The sequence below is a fragment of the Streptomyces hundungensis genome (genome assembly GCF_003627815.1).
Classification (GTDB): Bacteria; Actinomycetota; Actinomycetes; order Streptomycetales; family Streptomycetaceae; genus Streptomyces; species Streptomyces hundungensis_A.
Window position 1 is genome coordinate 5,865,595 of sequence record NZ_CP032698.1, and the last position, 19,726, is coordinate 5,885,320.

General features: G+C 70.4%; 16 protein-coding genes. 9 read left to right on the forward strand and 7 right to left on the reverse strand.

Features of this window, described 5'->3' with window-relative positions:
* Positions 1–74: 74 nt before the first annotated feature.
* Positions 75–1,457 carry a glycine--tRNA ligase gene (locus DWB77_RS25925; protein WP_120723588.1) on the forward strand — a complete coding sequence of 461 codons (1,383 nt, stop codon included), beginning with the start codon at positions 75–77 and terminating at the stop codon, positions 1,455–1,457.
* 567 nt (positions 1,458–2,024) lie between these two features.
* On the opposite strand, the gene DWB77_RS39325 is transcribed toward DWB77_RS25925, so the two are convergent.
* The gene (locus DWB77_RS39325) at positions 2,025–2,459 is read right to left on the reverse strand and encodes a hypothetical protein (RefSeq protein ID WP_162952621.1); all 435 of its coding nucleotides are present in this window, start codon (positions 2,457–2,459) and stop codon (positions 2,025–2,027) included.
* A 179-nt stretch (positions 2,460–2,638) separates the two neighbouring features.
* Between DWB77_RS39325 and DWB77_RS25935 the strand changes: the two genes are divergently transcribed.
* Genes DWB77_RS25935 through DWB77_RS25945 form a run of 3 tightly spaced genes read left to right on the forward strand, consistent with a single transcriptional unit; the run spans position 2,639 to position 5,414 of the window.
* A complete protein-coding gene (locus DWB77_RS25935; RefSeq protein ID WP_120728244.1) occupies positions 2,639–3,886 on the forward strand; it encodes a sensor histidine kinase in 1,248 nt (415 codons plus the stop codon).
* A complete protein-coding gene (locus DWB77_RS25940; RefSeq protein ID WP_246033635.1) occupies positions 3,874–4,530 on the forward strand; it encodes a response regulator in 657 nt (218 codons plus the stop codon). The genes DWB77_RS25935 and DWB77_RS25940 overlap by 13 nt, the downstream gene beginning before the upstream one ends.
* A complete protein-coding gene (locus DWB77_RS25945; RefSeq protein WP_120723591.1) occupies positions 4,527–5,414 on the forward strand; it encodes a DUF4097 family beta strand repeat-containing protein in 888 nt (295 codons plus the stop codon). Before DWB77_RS25940 ends, DWB77_RS25945 begins: the two co-directional genes overlap by 4 nt.
* Positions 5,415–5,668: 254 nt before the next feature.
* On the opposite strand, the gene DWB77_RS25950 is transcribed toward DWB77_RS25945, so the two are convergent.
* Together DWB77_RS25950 and DWB77_RS25955 are read right to left on the reverse strand one after the other, a co-directional pair.
* On the reverse strand, positions 5,669–6,262 hold the full coding sequence (locus DWB77_RS25950) for a TetR/AcrR family transcriptional regulator (RefSeq protein ID WP_120723592.1): 594 nt from the start codon (positions 6,260–6,262) through the stop codon (positions 5,669–5,671).
* Between the two features lie 104 nt (positions 6,263–6,366).
* The gene (locus DWB77_RS25955) at positions 6,367–7,383 is read right to left on the reverse strand and encodes an aldo/keto reductase (protein ID WP_120723594.1); all 1,017 of its coding nucleotides are present in this window, start codon (positions 7,381–7,383) and stop codon (positions 6,367–6,369) included.
* Between the two features lie 240 nt (positions 7,384–7,623).
* Here DWB77_RS25955 and DWB77_RS25960 point away from each other — a divergent pair, with 240 nt between their 5' ends.
* Complete coding sequence (locus DWB77_RS25960; RefSeq protein ID WP_120723596.1) at positions 7,624–7,812, forward strand: DUF6243 family protein; 189 nt, start codon at positions 7,624–7,626, stop codon at positions 7,810–7,812.
* 93 nt (positions 7,813–7,905) lie between these two features.
* Here DWB77_RS25960 and DWB77_RS25965 read toward each other — a convergent pair whose 3' ends face one another.
* Entirely contained in the window at positions 7,906–9,363 is a 1,458-nt protein-coding gene (locus tag DWB77_RS25965; protein WP_120723597.1) for an MFS transporter, read from the reverse strand.
* A 111-nt stretch (positions 9,364–9,474) separates the two neighbouring features.
* Here DWB77_RS25965 and DWB77_RS25970 point away from each other — a divergent pair, with 111 nt between their 5' ends.
* Entirely contained in the window at positions 9,475–10,350 is an 876-nt protein-coding gene (locus DWB77_RS25970) for a helix-turn-helix domain-containing protein (protein ID WP_120723600.1), read from the forward strand.
* Here DWB77_RS25970 and DWB77_RS25975 read toward each other — a convergent pair.
* The gene (locus tag DWB77_RS25975; protein WP_174248623.1) at positions 10,323–11,783 is read right to left on the reverse strand and encodes an MFS transporter; all 1,461 of its coding nucleotides are present in this window, start codon (positions 11,781–11,783) and stop codon (positions 10,323–10,325) included. The genes DWB77_RS25970 and DWB77_RS25975 overlap by 28 nt on opposite strands.
* Positions 11,784–11,831: 48 nt before the next feature.
* On the opposite strand from DWB77_RS25975, the gene dusB reads away from it, so the two are divergent.
* From dusB to DWB77_RS25990, 3 genes are all read left to right on the forward strand, one after another.
* Positions 11,832–12,977 (forward strand): tRNA dihydrouridine synthase DusB, encoded by a 1,146-nt coding sequence (gene dusB, locus DWB77_RS25980; protein WP_120723601.1) that lies wholly within the window; start codon positions 11,832–11,834, stop codon positions 12,975–12,977.
* Between the two features lie 420 nt (positions 12,978–13,397).
* Positions 13,398–16,133 carry a pyruvate, phosphate dikinase gene (ppdK, locus tag DWB77_RS25985; RefSeq protein WP_120728248.1) on the forward strand — a complete coding sequence of 912 codons (2,736 nt, stop codon included), beginning with the start codon at positions 13,398–13,400 and terminating at the stop codon, positions 16,131–16,133.
* A 747-nt stretch (positions 16,134–16,880) separates the two neighbouring features.
* On the forward strand, positions 16,881–17,912 hold the full coding sequence (locus tag DWB77_RS25990) for an ArsR/SmtB family transcription factor (protein WP_120723603.1): 1,032 nt from the start codon (positions 16,881–16,883) through the stop codon (positions 17,910–17,912).
* Here the strand turns inward: DWB77_RS25990 and DWB77_RS25995 are convergent.
* The gene (locus tag DWB77_RS25995; RefSeq protein ID WP_120723605.1) at positions 17,870–18,808 is read right to left on the reverse strand and encodes a carbohydrate ABC transporter permease; all 939 of its coding nucleotides are present in this window, start codon (positions 18,806–18,808) and stop codon (positions 17,870–17,872) included. The genes DWB77_RS25990 and DWB77_RS25995 overlap by 43 nt on opposite strands.
* Entirely contained in the window at positions 18,808–19,716 is a 909-nt protein-coding gene (locus tag DWB77_RS26000; RefSeq protein ID WP_342777998.1) for a carbohydrate ABC transporter permease, read from the reverse strand. Before DWB77_RS26000 ends, DWB77_RS25995 begins: the two co-directional genes overlap by 1 nt.
* Between the last annotated feature and the right edge of the window lie 10 nt (positions 19,717–19,726).

The following is a 19,726-nucleotide window of genomic DNA, read 5'->3' on the forward strand; positions in this document are numbered from 1 at the left end:
GAGGGGGTGCGGCCGCCGCTAATCTGAAGGCTTCGCCGTTCCCCGTTCACGTCGTCGTTAATGAAGAGAGCACCGTGGCCGCCGACAAGATCGACACCATCGTCAACCTGAGCAAGCGCCGTGGCTTCGTCTACCCGTGCAGCGAGATCTACGGAGGCCAGAAGGCCGCCTGGGACTACGGGCCGCTGGGTGTCGAGCTGAAGGAGAACCTGAAGCGCCAGTGGTGGCGCTACATGGTCACCTCGCGCGAGGACGTCGTCGGCATCGACTCGTCGGTGATCCTGGCCTCCGAGGTCTGGGAGGCCTCCGGTCACGTCGCGACCTTCACCGACCCGCTCACCGAGTGCACTTCCTGCCACAAGCGCTTCCGCGCCGACCACCTCGAAGAGGCCTACGAGGAGAAGCACGGCAAGGCCCCCGCGAACGGCCTCGCCGACCTGAACTGCCCCAACTGCGGCAACAAGGGCACCTTCACCGAGCCCAAGAGCTTCTCGGGCCTGCTCTCCACCCACCTCGGCCCCACCCAGGACACCGCCTCGGTCGCCTACCTGCGCCCCGAGACCGCCCAGGGCATCTTCACCAACTTCGGCCAGGTGCTCCAGACTTCCCGCAAGAAGCCGCCGTTCGGCATCGCGCAGATGGGCAAGTCCTTCCGCAACGAGATCACGCCGGGCAACTTCATCTTCCGCACCCGCGAGTTCGAGCAGATGGAGATGGAGTTCTTCGTCAAGCCCGGCGAGGACGAGCAGTGGCAGGAATACTGGATGGAGCAGCGCTGGAACTGGTACACCGGCCTCGGCATGCGTGAAGAGAACATGCGCTGGTACGAGCACCCGGCGGAGAAGCTCTCCCACTACTCCAAGCGCACCGCCGACATCGAGTACCGCTTCAGCTTCGGCGGCAGCGAGTGGGGCGAGCTCGAAGGCGTCGCCAACCGCACCGACTACGACCTCACCGCCCACTCCAAGGCCTCCGGCCACGACCTGGCCTACTTCGACCAGGAAGCCGGCGAGCGCTGGACGCCGTACGTCATCGAGCCCGCCGCCGGTGTCGGCCGCGCGATGCTGGCGTTCCTGCTCGACGCGTACAGCGAGGACGAGGCGCCCAACGCCAAGGGCGTCATGGAGAAGCGCGCCGTGATGCGCCTCGACCCGCGCCTGGCGCCCGTGAAGGTCGCCGTGCTGCCGCTCTCCCGCAACCCCCAGCTCTCGCCGAAGGCCAAGGGCCTCGCGGCCGACCTGCGGCAGAACTGGAACATCGAGTTCGACGACGCGGGTGCCATCGGTCGCCGCTACCGTCGCCAGGACGAGATCGGCACGCCGTTCTGCGTGACCGTCGACTTCGACACGCTCGACGACAACGCGGTGACTGTGCGGGAGCGGGACACGATGGCCCAGGAGCGGGTGTCCCTGGACCAGATCCAGCAGTACCTCGGCAGCCGCCTGCTCGGCTGCTGACCCCGCCCGCCCCCGGGGGGCGCCCCCTTGCGGGGCGTCCCCTTCGGGGGGCGTGCCGTGGGGGGCCTTCCCCCTGCGGGGTGTGCCTCAACTGGGTTGGGGGGGTGGGTGCGGGCCGTGCGTGGCTGATCGCGCAGTTCCCCGCGCCCCTAACTACTCGGCGCTGGCCAGCACCTTCAGCCTGTCCGGCGTTTGAGGACGAGCGCCCTTTAGGCGCGATGCGGGGTCTGGGGCGGAGCCCCAGGGGCCTTGTCTGCGGACCGTGCGTGGCTGGGCGCGCAGTTCCCCGCGCCCCTTAAGTGCTTGGTGCTGGCCAGTGCAGGCCACCTCAGCCTGTCCGGCGTTTGAGGACGAGCGCCCTTTAGGCGCGATGCGGGGTCTGGGGCGGAGCCCCAGGGGCTTCGCCTGCGGACCGTGCTCGCTTCTCGCGCAGTTCCTCGCGCCCCTGGCGGGGTCGGTGCTGGCCGGCACCTCAGCCCGTCCGGCGATTGAGGACGAGCGCCGTTCAGGTGCGATGTGGGGTCTGGGGCGGAGCCCCAGGGGGCCCGGGTGCGGCGGGCCGGGGGGTCAGGGTCGGCGTAGGGCCACCACCGCGCACGTCACCGCCATCGGCAACTCCACCCCCACCGCCAGCCCCACCGCCATGGCAAGCTCCCCACCCGGCGCCGACGTCGCCACGTCGAACCACGCGTCCACCACCAAAATCGCCGCGGTCGCCGCCGCGACCTGCGCGGCCCGCGGATCCCCCCGCCCCACCAACACACCCGTACCGGTCAGCCCCACCGCGAGCAACGCGTCCAACCCCACCCACGCCGTCGACCAGTTGGACACCTCCGTCGTCGACGGCAGCGTCTTGGCCAACACCACCATCCACGGCACCAGCGCCACCCCCGCACCCGTCAGGACCGTCGCGAGACGCGGCCGACGACGCACTCCACCCCAACTACCCGGCACCACACGGGAGTTACGGCGGGTACGGATCTGCGGGGCGACAAGAGTCATGGCGGCGGGCGCTCCTTCCGGCCCGGCGGTCCCTCCGCCCGAGCACAGCCCCAAGACTCGCCCGCCGAGCCGCCCGGGTCAGTAGCGCGGCTGTCCGAAACCAAGGTGGTGCTGGCTATACCCCCACCCGGGCAACAGCATGATGGCAACGCCCTGACCAGCCCAACTACCCTGTGCGCATGGCACCTCCCGGCCCGCTGCGGCGCGCATACGACTGGACCGCGGCCCACACACCGTGGTCGGCGTGGGCCTGGCGCAACACCGCCCTCGTAGCGGCGTCCATACCCGTGGCGATCCCCGCCGTGCTCGCCATCGCCTACACGACCTCCGCACCCGGACACCTCTTCAAAACACTCGGCTTCGTCCTGCTGCTGTGCCCCCTGCTCACCCCCCTGCAACGCGGCCGCTTCTGGGCCCTGACCGGCGTGGACATCCCGAAAATCCAGTGGCCCCACCCCTGGTACCACCCCCACGGACTCCTCCCCAGGCTGCGCGCCGAGTCGACGTGGCGCCAGTACGGATACCACCTGCTCGTCTCCCCGCTCACCGCACTCGGCGGCGCCCTCGTCGCCCTCGGCTGGGCCACCGGAGCCGCCTTCGCCCTCGTCCTGTCCTGGGCGTGGGCCCTGCCCCTCAGACTCCGGCCCACCGGCTGGACCCAGGACTACGTCGCCTTCACCGTCCTCGGCGTCCTGCTCCTGATCGCCACGCCCTGGCTCGCCGCCCTCATCGCCCGGCTCGACACCCACGCGGCGACCATCCTGCTCGGCCCCAACCGGGCCAGAGAACTCGAACGCCGCGTCGAGGACCTCGCCGAAAGCCGCGCCGACATCCTCGACGCCGCCGACCTGGAACGCCGCCGCATCGAACGGGACCTGCACGACGGAGCCCAACAGCGCCTCGTCTCCCTCGCCATGAACCTCGGCATCGCCCGCGCCACCCTCACCGACCTGCCCCCCGAGGCCCGCGCCGTCATCGACGAAGCCCACCGCGAAGCCAAGGAAGCCATCGAGGAACTCAGCAACCTCGTACGGGGCCTGCACCCGGCCGTCCTGGAGGACCGCGGCCTCGACGCCGCGATCTCCGGCATCGCGGCCCGCGCCACCTTCCCCGTCGAACTCACCGTGGACATGCCCGAACGCCCCACCCCCACGGTCGAGGCCGTCGCCTACTTCGTCGTCTCCGAAACCCTCGCCAACGTCGCCAAACACGCCCAGGCCACCCGCTGTTCCGTCCAGGTCCGCCGCCGCGCCCAGCTCCTGACCATCATCGTCAGCGACAACGGCATCGGCGGCGCCGACCCGGCGGGCGGCACCGGACTGCTCGGCCTGCGCAAGCGCGTAGGGTCGGTCGACGGAACCATCAGGATCAACAGCCCCCACGGGGGCCCCACCCTCATCACTGTGGAGTTGCCGTGCGGGCTGTGATCGCCGAGGATTCGGTGCTGTTGCGCATAGGCCTCGTCAAGGTCCTGGAAATGGCCGGATTCGACGTCGCCGCCGAGGCCGGGGACGCCGACAGCCTCCTTAAGGCCGTCGAGGACCACCGGCCCACCCTCGCCCTCGTCGACGTACGGATGCCGCCCGGCTTCACCGACGAAGGCGTCCGCGCCGCCCTGATGATCCGTCAACAATGGCCCGACACGGCCGTGTTGCTGCTCTCCCAGTACGTCGAGGAGCGGTACGCGGCCGATCTGCTTGCCACCCAGACCGGCGGCATCGGCTACCTCCTCAAGCAACGCGTCGCCGACGTCGAGGAGTTCATCGACGCCCTCAAACGCGTCGCGTCCGGCGGCACCGCGCTCGACCCGCAGGTCGTCGCGCAACTCCTGCTCCGGCGCGGCGGCGGCCCCGACCCGCTCGAACGGCTCACCCCCCGCGAACGCGAAGTCCTCGCGCTGATGGCGGAAGGCCGCTCCAACGCCGGAATCGCCGCCGAACTCGTCGTCAGCGAAAGCGCGGTGGCCAAACACATCAACAACATCTTCGCCAAGCTCGACCTGCCCGTCGCCGACGGCGACCACCGCCGCGTCCTCGCCGTCCTGCGCTTCCTGGACGGCGGACCGGCATGAGCACCACCGAGCAGCGCGGAACACCCCGCCGCGGCACGACCCCGTCGTCGTCGGCCGGTGCGGCACAGGCCGGGCGCCCGCCGGCCCCGGGCACCCGCACCCGCCACCGCACCGCCTGGATCATCGTCGCTTTCATCGGCGCCCTGCTCGTCGTGGTGCCGTGCGCCTACTGGACGACGGCCGACGCCGTCAGCGAGAGCGCCGCCTACCAGAGCCCCGACAACGGCCGGGCCCACCCCGTCTCCGCCGTCGCCGTGGACGCCGGGTCCGCCCGGATCACCATCACGACCGGCGCCCGCGACCGCGTCACCATGAACGGCAAACTGACCTGGTCGCGGAAACGGCCCGAGGTCGAACGCACCTGGGAGGGCGACACCCTCACGGTGCGCACCCGGTGCGTCGGCTTCGTGGACCGGTACGTCCAGAACTGCCAGGTCGAACTCGACCTGGCCATCCCCGCGGGGACCCGCCTGAAGGTACGCAGCGGCTCGGGCGAGGTCACCCTCCGCGAACTGAGCGGGCCGGTCGACGTCGAGAGCGGCTCCGGACCCGTCAAGCTGACCGGGCTCACCGGCACGGTCCGGGCCAAGGCCGGCTCCGGCGAAATCCGGGCCTCCCGACTCGCCTCGCCGAACGTCACGTTGACCACCGGATCGGGCGCTATGAGCATCGCCTTCTCGGCCCCGCCCCGACAGGTGACGGCCCGGGCCGGATCGGGCTCCGTCACGGTCACCGTGCCCGAAGGCACCCGCTACCGGGTGGGCGGACGCTCGGGATCGGGCAGCCGCACCATCCAGGACGAACTCATCGACACCGCCTCCGACCGCTCCCTGGACATCACCACCGGCTCCGGCTCGGCAAGCATCGGCCACCCCGGCTTCTGAGGCGGATCTCCGCCCCGGCGGGGTGTCAGCACCCCGCCCCTCCACACGGCGGGCGCCGGCGGCCCGGGCTTGCTGCCCGGCGGACGGCGCCGGCACCCCGGGCCTGCGGCCCAGCGGACGGCGCTGGCACCCCCCGCCCCTCGCCCCGGCGGGGCACGCCAACACCGCCGGCTCAAGCCTCGCCAGCCGCCCCGGCTGCAACCCGGCCGACGGCGTCGACCCTCCCCGCCCTCAACCCGCCCCCCGCCGCACCCCTAACGCTTCAGTCCGTTCAGCAACAGGTCCGCCACCGCGCCGAAATCGTCCCGGATGGACGGGCGCGACCACTCGGCCGCGTACACCGGATCATGGAAACGGCCCGTCGCGTCGAACACCGCACGCGCCGCCACCGCAGGCGTGTCCGGCACCGCGAACTCGCCCCGCTCCACGCCGATGTGGATGATCGCGGTGAGCTGACCCACCAGCTCACCGATGTGCTCCTCCACGACCCGGCTGTTCTCCCTGAGCAGCACCTCATACGTCTGGAACAACTCCGGGTCGGCGCCCGCCTTGGCCATCTTGGCCAGGAACAACTCGCTCAACCACAGCCGCAGCACGACGGCCGACTCCAGATCCCGGCGGGACGCGATGGCGCGCAGCAGATCCGTCGAACGGTTCAGCCACCGCTCCGTGACCGCCTCGCGCAACGCGGCCTTCGTACGGAAATGGCGGTAGACACTGCCATGGCTCACCCCGAGCTGGCGCGCGACATCGACGACCGTGGCCTTCGCCGGGCCGTGGCGGCGCAGCACCTCCTCGGTCGCGACGAGGATGCGCTCGGCGGTCAGCGGTTCCGTACTCATGGCCATGACGTTACCTGCCGCTCAGAACGGCCCGCCGGGCCTGTGGACAACGCCGGTGAACGGCTTGTCCACAGGCCACCCGCCCGGGCGGAACACCGCGCTCGAAGAGGTCACCGCTCGCTGTCGAGGTGGGCCATCTGCGCCTGCGGATAGCGGTCGCCCGCGGCCGCGCCGGCCGGAACCGCCGCCTCGATCGCGGCGAGGTCGGCCGCGCCGAGCTCCACCTCCAGCGCGCCGAGCGCCTCGGCCAGCCGGTCCCGGCGTCGCGCGCCGACCAGCGGCACGATGGCCGCGTGATGGCGGGGCCCCTGCGCGAGCACCCATGCGATGGCGGTCTGCGCCACCGTGACGCCCTTCTGCTCGGCGACCTTGCGCAGCGCCTCCACGAGGTCCAGGTTGTGCTGGAGGTTCTCGCCCTGGAAGCGCGGGCTCATCCCGCGGAAGTCGCCCGCCGTCAACTGCCTCTCGCGCGAGAAGTGCCCGCTGATGAGACCGCGCGAGAGCACCCCGTACGCGGTGACGCCGATGCCCAGCTCGCTCGCGGTCGGCAGGATCTCGTCCTCGATGCCGCGCGAGATCAGCGAGTACTCGATCTGCACATCGCAGATGGGTGCCACGGCGGCCGCCCGGCGCAGCGTGGCCGCCCCCACCTCGGAGAGGCCGATGTGCCGTACGTGACCGGCCTGGACCAGTTCGGCGATGGCGCCGACGGTCTCCTCGATGGGCACGTCGGGGTCGATCCGGGCGATCCGGTACACGTCGATGTGGTCGACGCCGAGGCGCTGGAGCGAGTAGGCGGCGAAGTTCTTGACCGCGGCGGGCCGCCCGTCGTACCCGGACCAGCCGCCGTCCGGGTCGCGCAGCGCGCCGAACTTCACGCTGGTGAGCGCCTGTTCCCGGGCCGCGGCGGGGGCGGAGCGCAGCGCCTCGCCGATCAGCATCTCGTTGTGGCCCATGGCGTAGAAGTCGCCGGTGTCCAGCAAGGTCACGCCGGCGTCGAGCGCGGCATGGATGGTGGCGATCGACTCGCCCCGGTCGGCTTCTCCGTACAGCGCGGACATGCCCATGCAGCCGAGGCCGAGTGCGGAGGTCACGGGTCCGGAGGTGCCGAGGGTGAGGGTGCGCATGGGGGCTCCTTGGGGGGTGGGGTGGGGGAGGAGGTGGTTGGAGAAGGTGGTTCCTCCACCATGGCATGACAGATGACAGATTTCAATATCTGTCATCTGATGCCTGCCCTTCGCTCACCTGCCACCCGCCATCCCCGGCCCCCATGACCGGTGACCGATACGCCGCCACAAACACCCGCCACAAACCCCCGCCACAAAACTGGTACGCCCCACCCCCTCGCGCCGGGTACCGTCGCCCTCATGGCTAAGAGTCGTAACAACCTGCTCGGTGTCGGTGGACAGCGCACAAAGGTGTCCCGCAATGGAGACCAGGGCTCGGTCCAGGGGAGTGCGGCCGACCGCAAGGCCGCCGTGGACAAGAAGGAGGAGCTGCTGCGCAAGATGCGTGAGCGCGCCAACCCCGTGGTGACGGAGTCGAGCGAGAGCTGACCCGGAGCGTCCGGCGAAGCCGGGACGCGCGACGGCGAAGGGCCCGGAACGTGACAGACGTTCCGGGCCCTTCGCCGTCGGGGCGCACCCGCGTCACCGCATGACGCGCGGCAGTCGCAGGCTCAGCAGCGCCGTCACCACGATCAGGGCGAGCTGGACGAGCAGCGTCACCACGAGCGCGTCACGCATGCCGAGGGAGGGGCCCAGCGCCAGGAACAGCGTGCCGAGGGTGGCGATGCCGAGGGCGAGCGCGGACTGCTGGGTGGTGACCACCACACCGCCGCCCACTCCGGCCCGGTCGGCCGGCATGTCGGAGAGCATCAGGCGGATGAGGACCGGGAGTTGGAGACCCTGGCCGAGGCCGGCGATCGCCACGCCCGGGGCGAGTTCGACGACGGTCAGGCCCGACCAGCCCTGCCACACGGTCAGTGTGAGCAGCGCGATGCCCACGGCCTGGATCACTCCGCCCGCCGTCACCACCCGGGTGCCGAACCGGCCGATGAGCCGGGGCCCGGCGAGCGATGCGGCGAAGAAGGCGAGCGCCATCGGCACCAGGGCGAGGCCGGCCGCGACCGGCCCCATCCGCAGGCCCTGCTGGAGGACTACGGCGACCACGAACATGAAGCCGCTGAAGCCGATCGAGAACGGCACCACCATCACCAGACCGCGCCGCAGCGAGGGCAGGTCGAGCAGGCTCGGCGGCACGAGCGGGGTCCGCCCGAGCCGGTCCGCGCGCCGCTCCACGAAGCAGAACGCGAGGGCCGCGAACGGGAAGACGCCGAGCGAGAGCCATGTCCACAGCGGCCAGCCCGCGGCCCGGCCCTCGGTCAGCGGAAGCAGCAGCGAGACCAGCGAGAGCGCCAGGAGCAGGGTGCCCGCCACGTCGACGGTGGCCGGGCGCTCCGAGCGGGTCTCGGGCACCGAACGCGTCGCGAGGAACAGCCCGACGACGGCGACCGGCACGTTCACCAGGAACACCGAGCGCCAGCCGGACCCGAACACGTCCGCCGCGACCAGGACGCCACCGAGGATCTGCCCGGCGACCATCGACAGGCCCGCCGTGGCCCCGTACAGGCTCATGGCCTTGGCGCGGCGCGGGCCCTGGGTGGTGGCCTGGATGGTGGCCAGGACCTGCGGCAGCATCAGCGCGGCCGCCGCGCCCTGGGCGACCCGCGCGCCGACCAGGGTCCAGGCGGTGGGGGCGAGGCCGCAGGCCAGCGAGGTGAGGCCGAAGGCCGCCATGCCGATCAGGAAGAGCCTGCGCCGCCCGGCCATGTCGCCGAGGCGTCCGCCGACCACGAGCAGCACGGCGTAGGCGACGCCGTATCCGGCGACCACGAGTTCCAGCAGGGCCGGGCCGGCCGCGAGGTCGCTGTCCATGGCCGGGAGGGCCACATTGACGATGAAGAAGTCGATCAGGGGAAGGGCCGCGCCGAGCAGCACCGTGAACAGACCGAGCGGCCCGATGACCGCCCCGGCGTGGGTGACCGGGGCAGCGGGGGAGGAAGAGGGGGAGGGGCGGGAGGTTGTCCGTACCGTTGTTTCACTCACACAGACGACCTTCCTCCCCTTCTGAGCCTGGTACCAGAGTCTCCTTATCCTGGTACAAGCACTACCCGGCAACCCGCTGACAACGGCGGGCGGGTGCGGCACCCTAAGATCATGAGCACTGTGGCCCCCGCAAGCGATGTCCGCCGCCATGAGCTGGCCGAATTCCTGCGCAGCCGCCGCGAACGCATCACCCCCGAGCAGGTCGGCCTGCCCCCCGGCCGGCGCCGGCGCACCCCGGGGCTGCGCCGCGAGGAGGTCGCGCAGCTCTCCGCCGTCGGCGTCACCTGGTACACCTGGCTGGAGCAGGCCCGTGACATCCAGGTCTCCCCGCAGGTCCTGGACGCCCTCGCGCGGGCCCTGCTGCTCGACCCCAGCGAGCGCAGCCATCTGTTCGCGCTGGCCGGCGCGCTGGACCCGGCGCCCAACGCGGCGTGCCCGAGCGTGACGCCGGCGCTGCGCGCGATGCTGGACCAGCTCGGCCCGATCCCGGCCTGCGTCCAGAACAGCCGGTACGACATCCTCGCGTACAACTCCACCTACGGGCGGCTGCTGTGCGACCTCGACACGCTCGCGCCCGAGGACCGCAACTGCCTGTGGCTGACCTTCACCGACCCCGACTGGCGGGCGTCGGTGGTGGATCTCGCCGAGATGAACCGGGTGATGGCCGCCAAGTTCCGCGCCTCGATGGCCGAGCACCTGACCGAGCCGGCGTGGAAGGCGCTCCTCGCGCGCCTTGAGGGGGCTTCGGCGGAGTTCCGCGAGGTGTGGGCCCGGCACGAGGTGGTCGGCCAGGGCGGCAAGACGAAGTATCTGCGCAACGCCCACGTCGGGCTGTTGTGCGTCGAGCACACCAATCTGTGGCTCGGCCCCTCCGCGGGTCCGCGCCTGGTGATGTACGTGCCCTCGGACGACGAGACCCGCGAGCGCCTGGAGCGGTTGCGGGCGCTCGCGGAGTCCGATCAGGCGTTGGCGTCGGCCGGGGTCTGAACGGCGGGCGCCTGAAGGCGCTGCGCGGTCCGCCGGGCCGATTCGCGGGCCCAGCGCCCGCTGGTCGCCAGGCCCACGCCCAGCACGCTCAGGCCGCACCCCGTGATGATCCACCAGGCGGGCCGTGCCGCGTCGGGGAAGCGGTCGGCGTACGCGCCGGAGGCCACGCCCGCCATGCCGCCCGCCAGCACCGCGCCGATCACGGCGACCCCCAGGGTCTGGCCGATCTGGCGGCTGGTGGAGGCGACCGCGGCGGCCACGCCCGCCTGTGAGCGGGGCATTCCGGAGACCGCGGTGTTGGTGATGGGCGCGTTCACCATGCCGAAGCCCAGTCCGAACAGGACGTATCCGGTGAAGAGCAGCGCGGTGGTGCGCTCCGCGTCGAAGGCGGCGAACAGCAGCCCGCTCGCGGCCATCGCGACCCCGGCGATCAGCAGCGACAGGCGCGGCCCCCGGCTGCCGACGAGCCGTCCCGACAGGGGCGCGCAGACGAAGGTGAGCGCGGCCATCGGCAGCATGTACAGGCCCGCGTTGAGGGCGCTCAGACCGCGGGCGTTCTGGAGGTAGAGGGTGTTGAGGAACAGGAAGCCGCTGAGCGCGGAGAACGCCGAGACCGCGATGACGGTGGCGCCGCTGAACGGGGCGCTGCGGAAGAAGCGCAGGTCGATGAGGGGTTCGGCGCGTCGGGGCTCGTACACCAGGAGGGCGGCGAGCGAGGCGACGGCGATCGCGGCGAAGGCGAGGATCTGCGGCGAGTCCCATCCGGCGCTGGGCACCTCGATGATCGCGTACGTCAGCGAGCCGAGCAGCGCGATGATCAACAGCTGGCCGACCGGGTCGGCGCGGCGGGGCTTGGGGGCGCGGGATTCGGGGACGTAACGCCAGGTCAGGGCGAGGGCGAGCAGGCCGATGGGCAGGTTGAGCCAGAAGATGGAGCGCCAGCCGACTGATTCCACGAGCACACCGCCGACGATGGGCCCCGCGGCCATCGAGATGCCGACTACGCCGCCCCAGACGCCGATGGCGCGAGCCCGTTCGCGGGGGTCGGTGAAGGTGTTGGTGATGATCGACATCGCGACGGGGTTGAGCATCGAGCCGCCGACCGCCTGCACCATCCGGAAGGCCACGAGGGATTCCAGGTTGGGGGCGAGCGAGCAGAGCAGGGAGCCGATCGTGAACACGATCAGGCCCAGCTTGAAGATCCTGCGGCGGCCGACGCGGTCGGCGGTCGAGCCCGACAGCATCAGCAGGGAGGCGAGGACCAGGGTGTAGGCGTCGATGGTCCACTGCATTCCGGAGACCCCGGCGTGGAACTCCTTCTGCATGGAGGGGAGGGCGACGTTGAGGACGGTGTTGTCGAGGCTGACGATCAGGAGGCTCATGCAGCAGATCGCCAGGATCAGCATCCGTCGACGGTGGTTCGGCTCGGACATGGCTTCGATAGTACGCCTAACTAATGACTCCCTGGAGGCGGGACGCGGATGGGTGACAATGAACAGATGACCACGCTCTCCATCGGCCCGCACACCGTGCAGCCGCCCGTGGTGCTCGCACCCATGGCCGGCATCACCAACGCTCCGTTCCGCACCCTGTGCCGCGAGTTCAGCGGCGGCAAGGGCCTGTTCGTCAGCGAAATGATCACCACGCGGGCGCTGGTCGAGCGCAACGAGAAGACCATGCAGCTCATCCACTTCGACGAGAGCGAGACCCCGCGCTCGATCCAGCTCTACGGAGTGGACCCGGTCACCGTGGGCAAGGCCGTCCGCATGATCGTGGACGAGGACCTCGCCGACCACATCGACCTCAACTTCGGCTGCCCCGTGCCCAAGGTGACCCGCAAGGGCGGCGGCTCGGCCCTGCCCTACAAGCGGCCCCTGCTGCGCGCGATCCTGCACGAGGCCGTCTCGAACGCGGGCGACCTGCCGGTCACCATGAAGATGCGCAAGGGCATCGACGACGACCACATCACCTATCTCGACGCCGGCCGGATCGCCGTCGAGGAGGGCGTCACCGCCATCGCCCTGCACGGCCGCACCGCGGCCCAGCACTACGGCGGCACCGCCGACTGGGACGCCATCGCCCGCCTCAAGGAGCACGTCCCGGAGATCCCCGTGCTCGGCAACGGCGACATCTGGTCCGCCGAGGACGCCCTGCGCATGGTCAAGGAGACCGGCTGCGACGGCGTCGTGGTCGGCCGGGGCTGCCTCGGGCGGCCCTGGCTCTTCGGCGACCTGGTGGCCGCCTTCGAGGGCACCGATTCCTTCGCCCGCCCCACGCTGCGCGCGGTCTCCGAGGTGATGCTGCGGCACGCGACGCTGCTCGGCGAGTGGATCGGCGACGAGACGCGCGGTGTGATCGACTTCCGCAAGCACGTCGCCTGGTACCTGAAGGGGTTCGCGGTCGGTTCCGGGATGCGCAAGTCCCTGGCGGTCACCTCCTCGCTGGCCGAACTGGGTGCTCAGTTGAGCGAGCTGAACCTCGACCAGCCGTGGCCCGAGGGCGCCGACGGCCCGCGCGGCAGAACGTGCGGAAACAACCGGGTCGTCCTGCCCGACGGCTGGCTGAAGGACCCCTACGACTGCTCCGGCATCGGTGTGGACGCCGAGCTGGACACCTCCGGCGGCTGATCCGCGACGGTGCGGAGCGGCCCGGACCGGTCCACGGAGCGGTCCGAAGGCTGGAATTCCGCTCGACTGAGCGCGTGATTCTCGCCACCCCTGATAGGGGTTGCGCTCAGATGAGCGCTTTGAGGGTGGCTGCATCTCTGAAAGGGGTGGCACTGAGTGCCACCCCTTCGGTGTTCAAGTAGTGAACTCGAATGGCGCTCACCGTGCTCATGTGAGCAACTATCCGGCAGATCCAGGCCCACTCCGTTCAAGTGGTGAAGGAATGCCGGGGCCGGTCGTTACGCGCCAGTCACTTTCGATCTGGTGGCGGACGAGTGGTTACGACCCCGTGACGCGCAAGTGGACGTACCCAGACACCTTCGATCTGGGTATGTTCCTCGCCGTCAGGGCAGCCACCGCGGATTCGAGGAGTCGAGACCCGTGTCGGAAGACAAAGACCTCCAGCACACCCAGAAGTTCGTCTACGACTTCACCGAGGGGAACAGGGACCTCAAGGACCTCCTCGGCGGAAAAGGCGCGAACCTCGCCGAAATGACCAACCTCGGTCTCCCCGTCCCCCCCGGGTTCACGATCACCACCGAGGCGTGCAAGGTCTACCTCGACAGCGGCGACGAGCCGGCCGAGCTGCGCGACGAGGTCAGCGCACACCTCGACACCCTCCAGCAGACGATGGGCAAGAAGCTCGGCCAGGCCGACGACCCGCTGCTCGTCTCCGTCCGCTCCGGCGCCAAGTTCTCGATGCCCGGCATGATGGACACCGTCCTCAACATCGGGCTCTCCGACGCCTCGGTGACCGGCCTCGCCAAGCAGTCCGGCGACGAGCGCTTCGCCTGGGACTCCTACCGCCGCCTGATCCAGATGTTCGGCAAGACCGTCCTCGGCGTCGACGGCGAGCTCTTCGAAGAGGCCCTGGAGGACGCCAAGGCCGCCAAGAAGGTCAGCGTCGACACCGACCTCGACGCGAGCGACCTGAAGAAGCTCGTCAAGCAGTTCAAGAAGATCGTCAAGGCCGAGGCCGGCCGCGACTTCCCGCAGGACCCCCGCGAGCAGATGGACCTCGCGATCTGCTCGGTCTTCGAGTCCTGGAACACCGACCGCGCCAAGCTCTACCGCCGCCAGGAGCGCATCCCCGGCGACCTCGGCACCGCCGTCAACATCTGCTCCATGGTGTTCGGCAACCTCGGCCCCGACTCCGGCACCGGCGTCGCCTTCACCCGCGACCCCGCCTCCGGCCACCAGGGCGTGTACGGCGACTACCTCCAGAACGCGCAGGGCGAGGACGTCGTCGCGGGCATCCGCAACACCGTGCCCCTCGCCGACCTCGAGGGAATCGACAAGAAGTCGTACGACCAGCTCATGGGGATCATGGAGACCCTGGAGAACCACTACAAGGATCTCTGCGACATCGAGTTCACCATCGAGCGCGGCCAGCTGTGGATGCTCCAGACCCGCGTCGGCAAGCGCACCGCCGGCGCCGCCTTCCGGATCGCCACACAGCTCGTGGACCAGGGCCTCATCGACGAGGCCGAGGCGCTCCAGCGCGTCAACGGCGCCCAGCTCGCCCAGCTCATGTTCCCCCGCTTCGACGAGGCGGCCAAGAGCGACCTCATCGGCCGCGGCATCGCCGCCTCACCCGGCGCCGCCGTGGGCAAGGCCGTCTTCGACTCGTACACCGCCGTCAAGTGGTCGCGCTCCGGCGAGAAGGTCATCCTGATCCGCCGCGAGACCAACCCCGACGACCTCGACGGCATGATCGCCTCCGAGGGCATCCTGACCTCGCGCGGCGGCAAGACCTCGCACGCCGCCGTCGTCGCACGCGGCATGGGCAAGACCTGTGTCTGCGGCGCCGAGGAGCTGGAGGTCGACACCAAGCGCCGCCGCATGACGACCCAGGCGGGCACCGTCATCGAAGAGGGCGACGTCGTCTCCATCGACGGCTCCACCGGCAAGGTCTACCTCGGCGAGGTGCCGGTCGTGCCGTCGCCGGTCGTCGAGTACTTCGAAGGCCGCATGCATGCGGGCGCCGACGACGCCGACGAGCTCGTCGCCGCCGTGCACCGCGTCATGGCCTACGCGGATCGGGTACGCCGCCTGCGTGTACGGGCCAACGCCGACAACGCCGAGGACGCCCTGCGGGCCCGCCGCTTCGGCGCCCAGGGCATCGGCCTGTGCCGCACCGAGCACATGTTCCTCGGCGAGCGGCGCGAGATGGTCGAGCGGCTCATCCTCGCCGACACCGACGACGAGCGCGAAGGGGCACTCAGTGCCCTGCTGCCGCTCCAGAAGAAGGACTTCGTCGAGCTGTTCGAAGCGATGGACGGACTCCCCGTCACCGTCCGCCTGTTGGACCCGCCGCTCCACGAATTCCTGCCCGACATCACCGAGTTGTCGGTCCGCGTCGCCCTCGCCGAGTCCCGCAAGGACGCCAACGAGAACGACCTGCGCCTGCTCCAGGCCGTGCACAAGCTCCACGAACAGAACCCCATGCTCGGCCTGCGCGGCGTGCGCCTCGGCCTCGTCATCCCGGGCCTGTTCGCCATGCAGGTACGGGCCATCGCCGAGGCCGCCGCCGAGCGCAAGAACGCCAAGGGCGACCCCCGCGCCGAGATCATGATCCCGCTGGTCGGCACCGTCCAGGAGCTGGAGATCGTCCGCGAGGAGGCCGACACCGTCATCGCCGAGGTCGAAGCCGCCACCGGCACCGAACTCAAGCTGACCATCGGCACCATGATCGAGCTGCCCCGCGCCGCCCTGACGGCCGGTCAGATCGCCGAAGCCGCCCAGTTCTTCAGCTTCGGCACCAACGACCTCACCCAGACCGTCTGGGGCTTCTCCCGCGACGACGTCGAGGCCAGCTTCTTCACCGCCTACCTGGAGAAGGGCATCTTCGGCGTCTCGCCCTTCGAGACCATCGACAAGGACGGCGTCGGCTCCCTCGTACGCTCCGCCGTCGAAGCCGGCCGCGCCACCCGCCCCGACCTCAAGCTCGGCGTCTGCGGCGAGCACGGCGGCGACCCCGAGTCGGTGCACTTCTTCCACGAGGTGGGCCTGGACTACGTGTCCTGCTCGCCGTTCCGCATCCCCGTCGCCCGCCTCGAAGCGGGCCGCGCGGCGGCTGTGTCTCCCGCGGGGTCCAAGGGCAGCGACTCGCGCTAGGGCCTGTCCGGCGGATCTTGTCTGGGACGCGGGGGGCCGGCACGCCCATCTGCGGCGTTGTCGTCGGTTGCCGACGCTCCGCGTCGCCGCCCTCCTCCGCCTTGCAGCTGGACGCACCAGCCCCCCGCTCACCAGCACCACAAGGCCAAGGCACCCCGACGGCGACCAGATCCGCCGGACAGGCCCTAGAGCCCCGGAGCCGCCGCCGGGTCCCCGACCCTCACCACCGATCCGGCGGCGGCTCCGGAACACCAAGAAGGGGCAGCAACCCTGTGCGGGGGTGGCTGCCCCTTTTGCCTTGGCACTCCCGCCCGGGCCCGGTAAGCGTTTGCCGACGACGTCCCCCCACTACACCACCCGGGTGTGCGGCCGCCTAATTCCTGTTGAATGGCGGACATTTAACGGGGTGGTGGCCGGAAATGCAGAGTGCGGTTCACGGATCCCCACCCGTGAACCGCACTCTGTCAACCGCGCCGAGCACGGAGCCGCCACCTACGCCCACCGCCGCCAGACACTGTGAAGCCCCCCACGGTCTTCGCAGAATCTTTCCGGTTGGCCCGGTGTCGTGCCCGACGAGGTACAGCCTTTCGTCCCCGGTACCCCTTCCGCGAGGCCTTTCAACTGTGGCTGAAAGGTCCGTGGTCACGGGCAGTGACGGGAGGCATACTCAGTCGAGTCGATCGGGGGATCAATTGCGGGTGCAACACGAGGCAACAGGTTGCACCACAGCGGACAGGTGGGGTTTCGGTGCTGCGCATTCATTTCACCGGCGAGGATCTGGCTCGGCTCCGTATGGCGCCGGGTCCCGACACGCTGTGGGAAACGATTCTCAGCTTTCACCGTTTGAGGGACCGAAGGGGTGCCTCGGTATTCGGTGAATGGCGACAGGAAACTCGCGCCCGGCTGAGCGGAGAAACACGATTGCTCTCCGCAATCGTCCCCTGCCGAGGATATTTCCCCGACTTTCTCACGCCGCCCCAGGGGCCGCATTCCCTCGAAACCGGCCTCGAACGAATTCGCGAGACCGCGCCCGAGCGGCTGGGCGCCGAACTCTCCCGGCTCCCCGGCGGCCGGCCCACCACCGGCTGGGCCGCCTCCCTCGCCGACGGCTGCACCGCCCAACTCGGCCGCCTCGCCGACGCGTTGAACGCCTACCACCAAGCGTCCGTCTCCCCGTACTGGGCCCACATACAGACCCGCGTCGACGCCGACCGCGCCACCCGCGGCCGCGCCTTCCTCGACGGCGGCGCCGACGAACTCCTCGCCTCGCTCCCGCCGATGCTGCGCTGGCGCGCCCCCGTCCTCGAGGCCGACTACCCGGTCGACCGCGAACTCCACCTGGGCGGGCGGGGGTTGCTCCTCCAACCCTCGTTCTTCTGCCGCCGCACCCCCGTCACCCTCCAGGACCCGACGCTGCCCCCGGTCCTCGTCTACCCCGTCACCCACACCCAGGCCCCCTACGAATCCCCGCCGGGCCCCGACCGCGGCGCCTCACTCGGCCGGCTCGTCGGACACACCCGCTCCAGCGTGCTCCAGTCCATCGGCAACGGCTGCACCACCAGCGAACTCGCCCGCAGGGCCGGCGTCTCCCTCGCCTCCGCGAGCCAGCACGCCGGCGTCCTGCGCGACGCCGGCCTCCTGGTCACGCTGCGGCACGGCAACTCCGTCCTGCACACGCTCACCCCCCTCGGCTCCGCCCTGCTGTGCGGCGGAACGCCCCGCGTGCCCCGGCCCCGTCAGTCGTCGATCCCCGAGCGCTCCACGCCCGCCACGATGTAGCGCTGGAGCAGCAGGAAGACCAGGACCAGCGGGACGATGGAGACGGCCGCCGCCACGAACAGCTCGTGCAGGTTGACCACTTGGGCCGTGGTGAAGGTGGAGAGCGCCACCTGTACCGTCCAGGCGTCCCGGTCCTGGCCGATGACCAGCGGCCACAGAAAGGAATTCCAGGCGCCGATGAACACAATCGTGCCGACCGCCGCGAAGACCGGACGCGCATTGGGCACGACGATCCTCCAGTACGTACGCCAATATCCAAGACCGTCGACGCGGGCCGCATCCTCCAACTCCCGTGGAAATCCCGTGAAGAACTGGCGAAAGACGAAGCACGCGAACCCGGAGAACAGGGTCGGGACGATCAGCCCGCGCAAGCTCGACACCCACCCCAGGGACGAAACAAGAACGAAACTTGGTACGAACGTGACCGCCGACGGAACCATCAGCGTGCCCAGCACCGCATAGAAGACCTGGTTGGCGAAGCGGTACGGGATCCGCGCCAGGCCGTACCCGGCGAGCGAGGCGAACAGCAGCGTCCCCAGCGTGGTGGCGACGGCGATGAGGGCGGAGTTGACCAGCGAGCGCCCCATCGGCACCGCCGGGTCGTCGAACAGCTCACCCACGTTCGACCAGTGCAGGGTGGTCGGGAAGAACGTCCAGTCGGGCGAGGTGATGTCCTGCTCGGCGGCCAGGCCGTTGCGCACCAGGAGGTAGAACGGGACCAGGAAGAGCAGCGCGAGGGCGGCCAGGATCACCAGCCGCAGCGCGCGCCCGACCCGGACCAGGGGATCCTCGGGCCGCCTCCTCCCGGCGGGCCCGCCGCCGGCGGTGCGGGGGCCGCCGGTGGTGCGGGGTCCTTCGGTGGTACGGGGCCCTCCGGTGGTGCGGGGAGCGGTCATCAGTCGGCCTCCTTCCTGCCCAGGCCGAACCAGCGGGCCTGGAACACCGTCACCACCGCGACGATCAGCGCGAGGATCACCGCGCCCGCGCTGCCCATCCCCAGGTTCTGCCCCTGGCCGAGGGCGGTGTAGTAGAGATAGACCAGCGGCGGACGGGCGTAGGGCGGGTAACCGCGGGCGTCCGAGAGCAGGTTGTAGAACTCGTCGAACGCCTGGAACGCGTTGATCACCAACAAGAGCACCACGGCGACCGAGGTGGTCCGCAGCTGGGGGAAGGTGATGTGCCGGAACACCTGCCAGCCTGGCCGGGCCCCGTCGACGGCCGCCGCCTCGTACAGCCGCGGACTGATCCGCTGGAGCCCGGCCAGGAACAGAATCATGTAGAACCCGGCCTGGAGCCACAGCCGTACGGTCACGATGACCAGCCAGTACCAGGGCGGGTGGGTCGTCGAGAGCCAGGCCGTCTGATCGGCGCCGAACCAGCCGAGCACGGTGTTCGCCAGCCCGAACCGCACCCCGTTGAAGATCGACAACTTCCAGATCAGCGCCGCGACGACATACGAGCAGGCCGCGGGCAGGAAGAACACCGAGCGGAAGAAGGCCTGGAAGCGGCGGGTCCGGTTCACCATCAGGGCGAGGGCGAGCGCCAGCGCGTACGTCGCCGGAACGATGAACAGCGAGAACACCGCGAACGTGCCCAGACTGGAGGTGAACGCGCCGTCGCGCAGCATCGCCGTGTAATTGTCGAAGCCGACGAAGTCGGTCGGCGAGACCGTGTTGTGGGCGTCGAAGAAGCTGAGGTAGACGCTCCACAGGAGCGGGACGTAGGTGAAGAGGGCGAGGCCGACCGCGAAGGGGCCGACGAAGACCCAGAACCAGAGGGTGTTGTCCGAAATACGTCGTCGCACGCGACCGGCC

Bases quoted from the DNA above. Each gene is read 5' to 3' on its own strand.
- dusB (WP_120723601.1), top strand. From the start codon at position 11,832: ATGGGTGACAATGAACAGATGACCACGCTCTCCATCGGCCCGCACACC.
- DWB77_RS25975 (WP_174248623.1), bottom strand. From the start codon at position 11,783: ATGTCCGAGCCGAACCACCGTCGACGGATGCTGATCCTGGCGATCTGC.
- DWB77_RS25935 (WP_120728244.1), top strand. From the start codon at position 2,639: ATGGCACCTCCCGGCCCGCTGCGGCGCGCATACGACTGGACCGCGGCC.
- DWB77_RS25960 (WP_120723596.1), top strand. From the start codon at position 7,624: ATGGCTAAGAGTCGTAACAACCTGCTCGGTGTCGGTGGACAGCGCACA.
- DWB77_RS25955 (WP_120723594.1), bottom strand. From the start codon at position 7,383: ATGCGCACCCTCACCCTCGGCACCTCCGGACCCGTGACCTCCGCACTC.
- DWB77_RS39325 (WP_162952621.1), bottom strand. From the start codon at position 2,459: ATGACTCTTGTCGCCCCGCAGATCCGTACCCGCCGTAACTCCCGTGTG.
- DWB77_RS25950 (WP_120723592.1), bottom strand. From the start codon at position 6,262: ATGGCCATGAGTACGGAACCGCTGACCGCCGAGCGCATCCTCGTCGCG.
- DWB77_RS25945 (WP_120723591.1), top strand. From the start codon at position 4,527: ATGAGCACCACCGAGCAGCGCGGAACACCCCGCCGCGGCACGACCCCG.
- DWB77_RS25995 (WP_120723605.1), bottom strand. From the start codon at position 18,808: ATGACCGCTCCCCGCACCACCGGAGGGCCCCGTACCACCGAAGGACCC.
- DWB77_RS25970 (WP_120723600.1), top strand. From the start codon at position 9,475: ATGAGCACTGTGGCCCCCGCAAGCGATGTCCGCCGCCATGAGCTGGCC.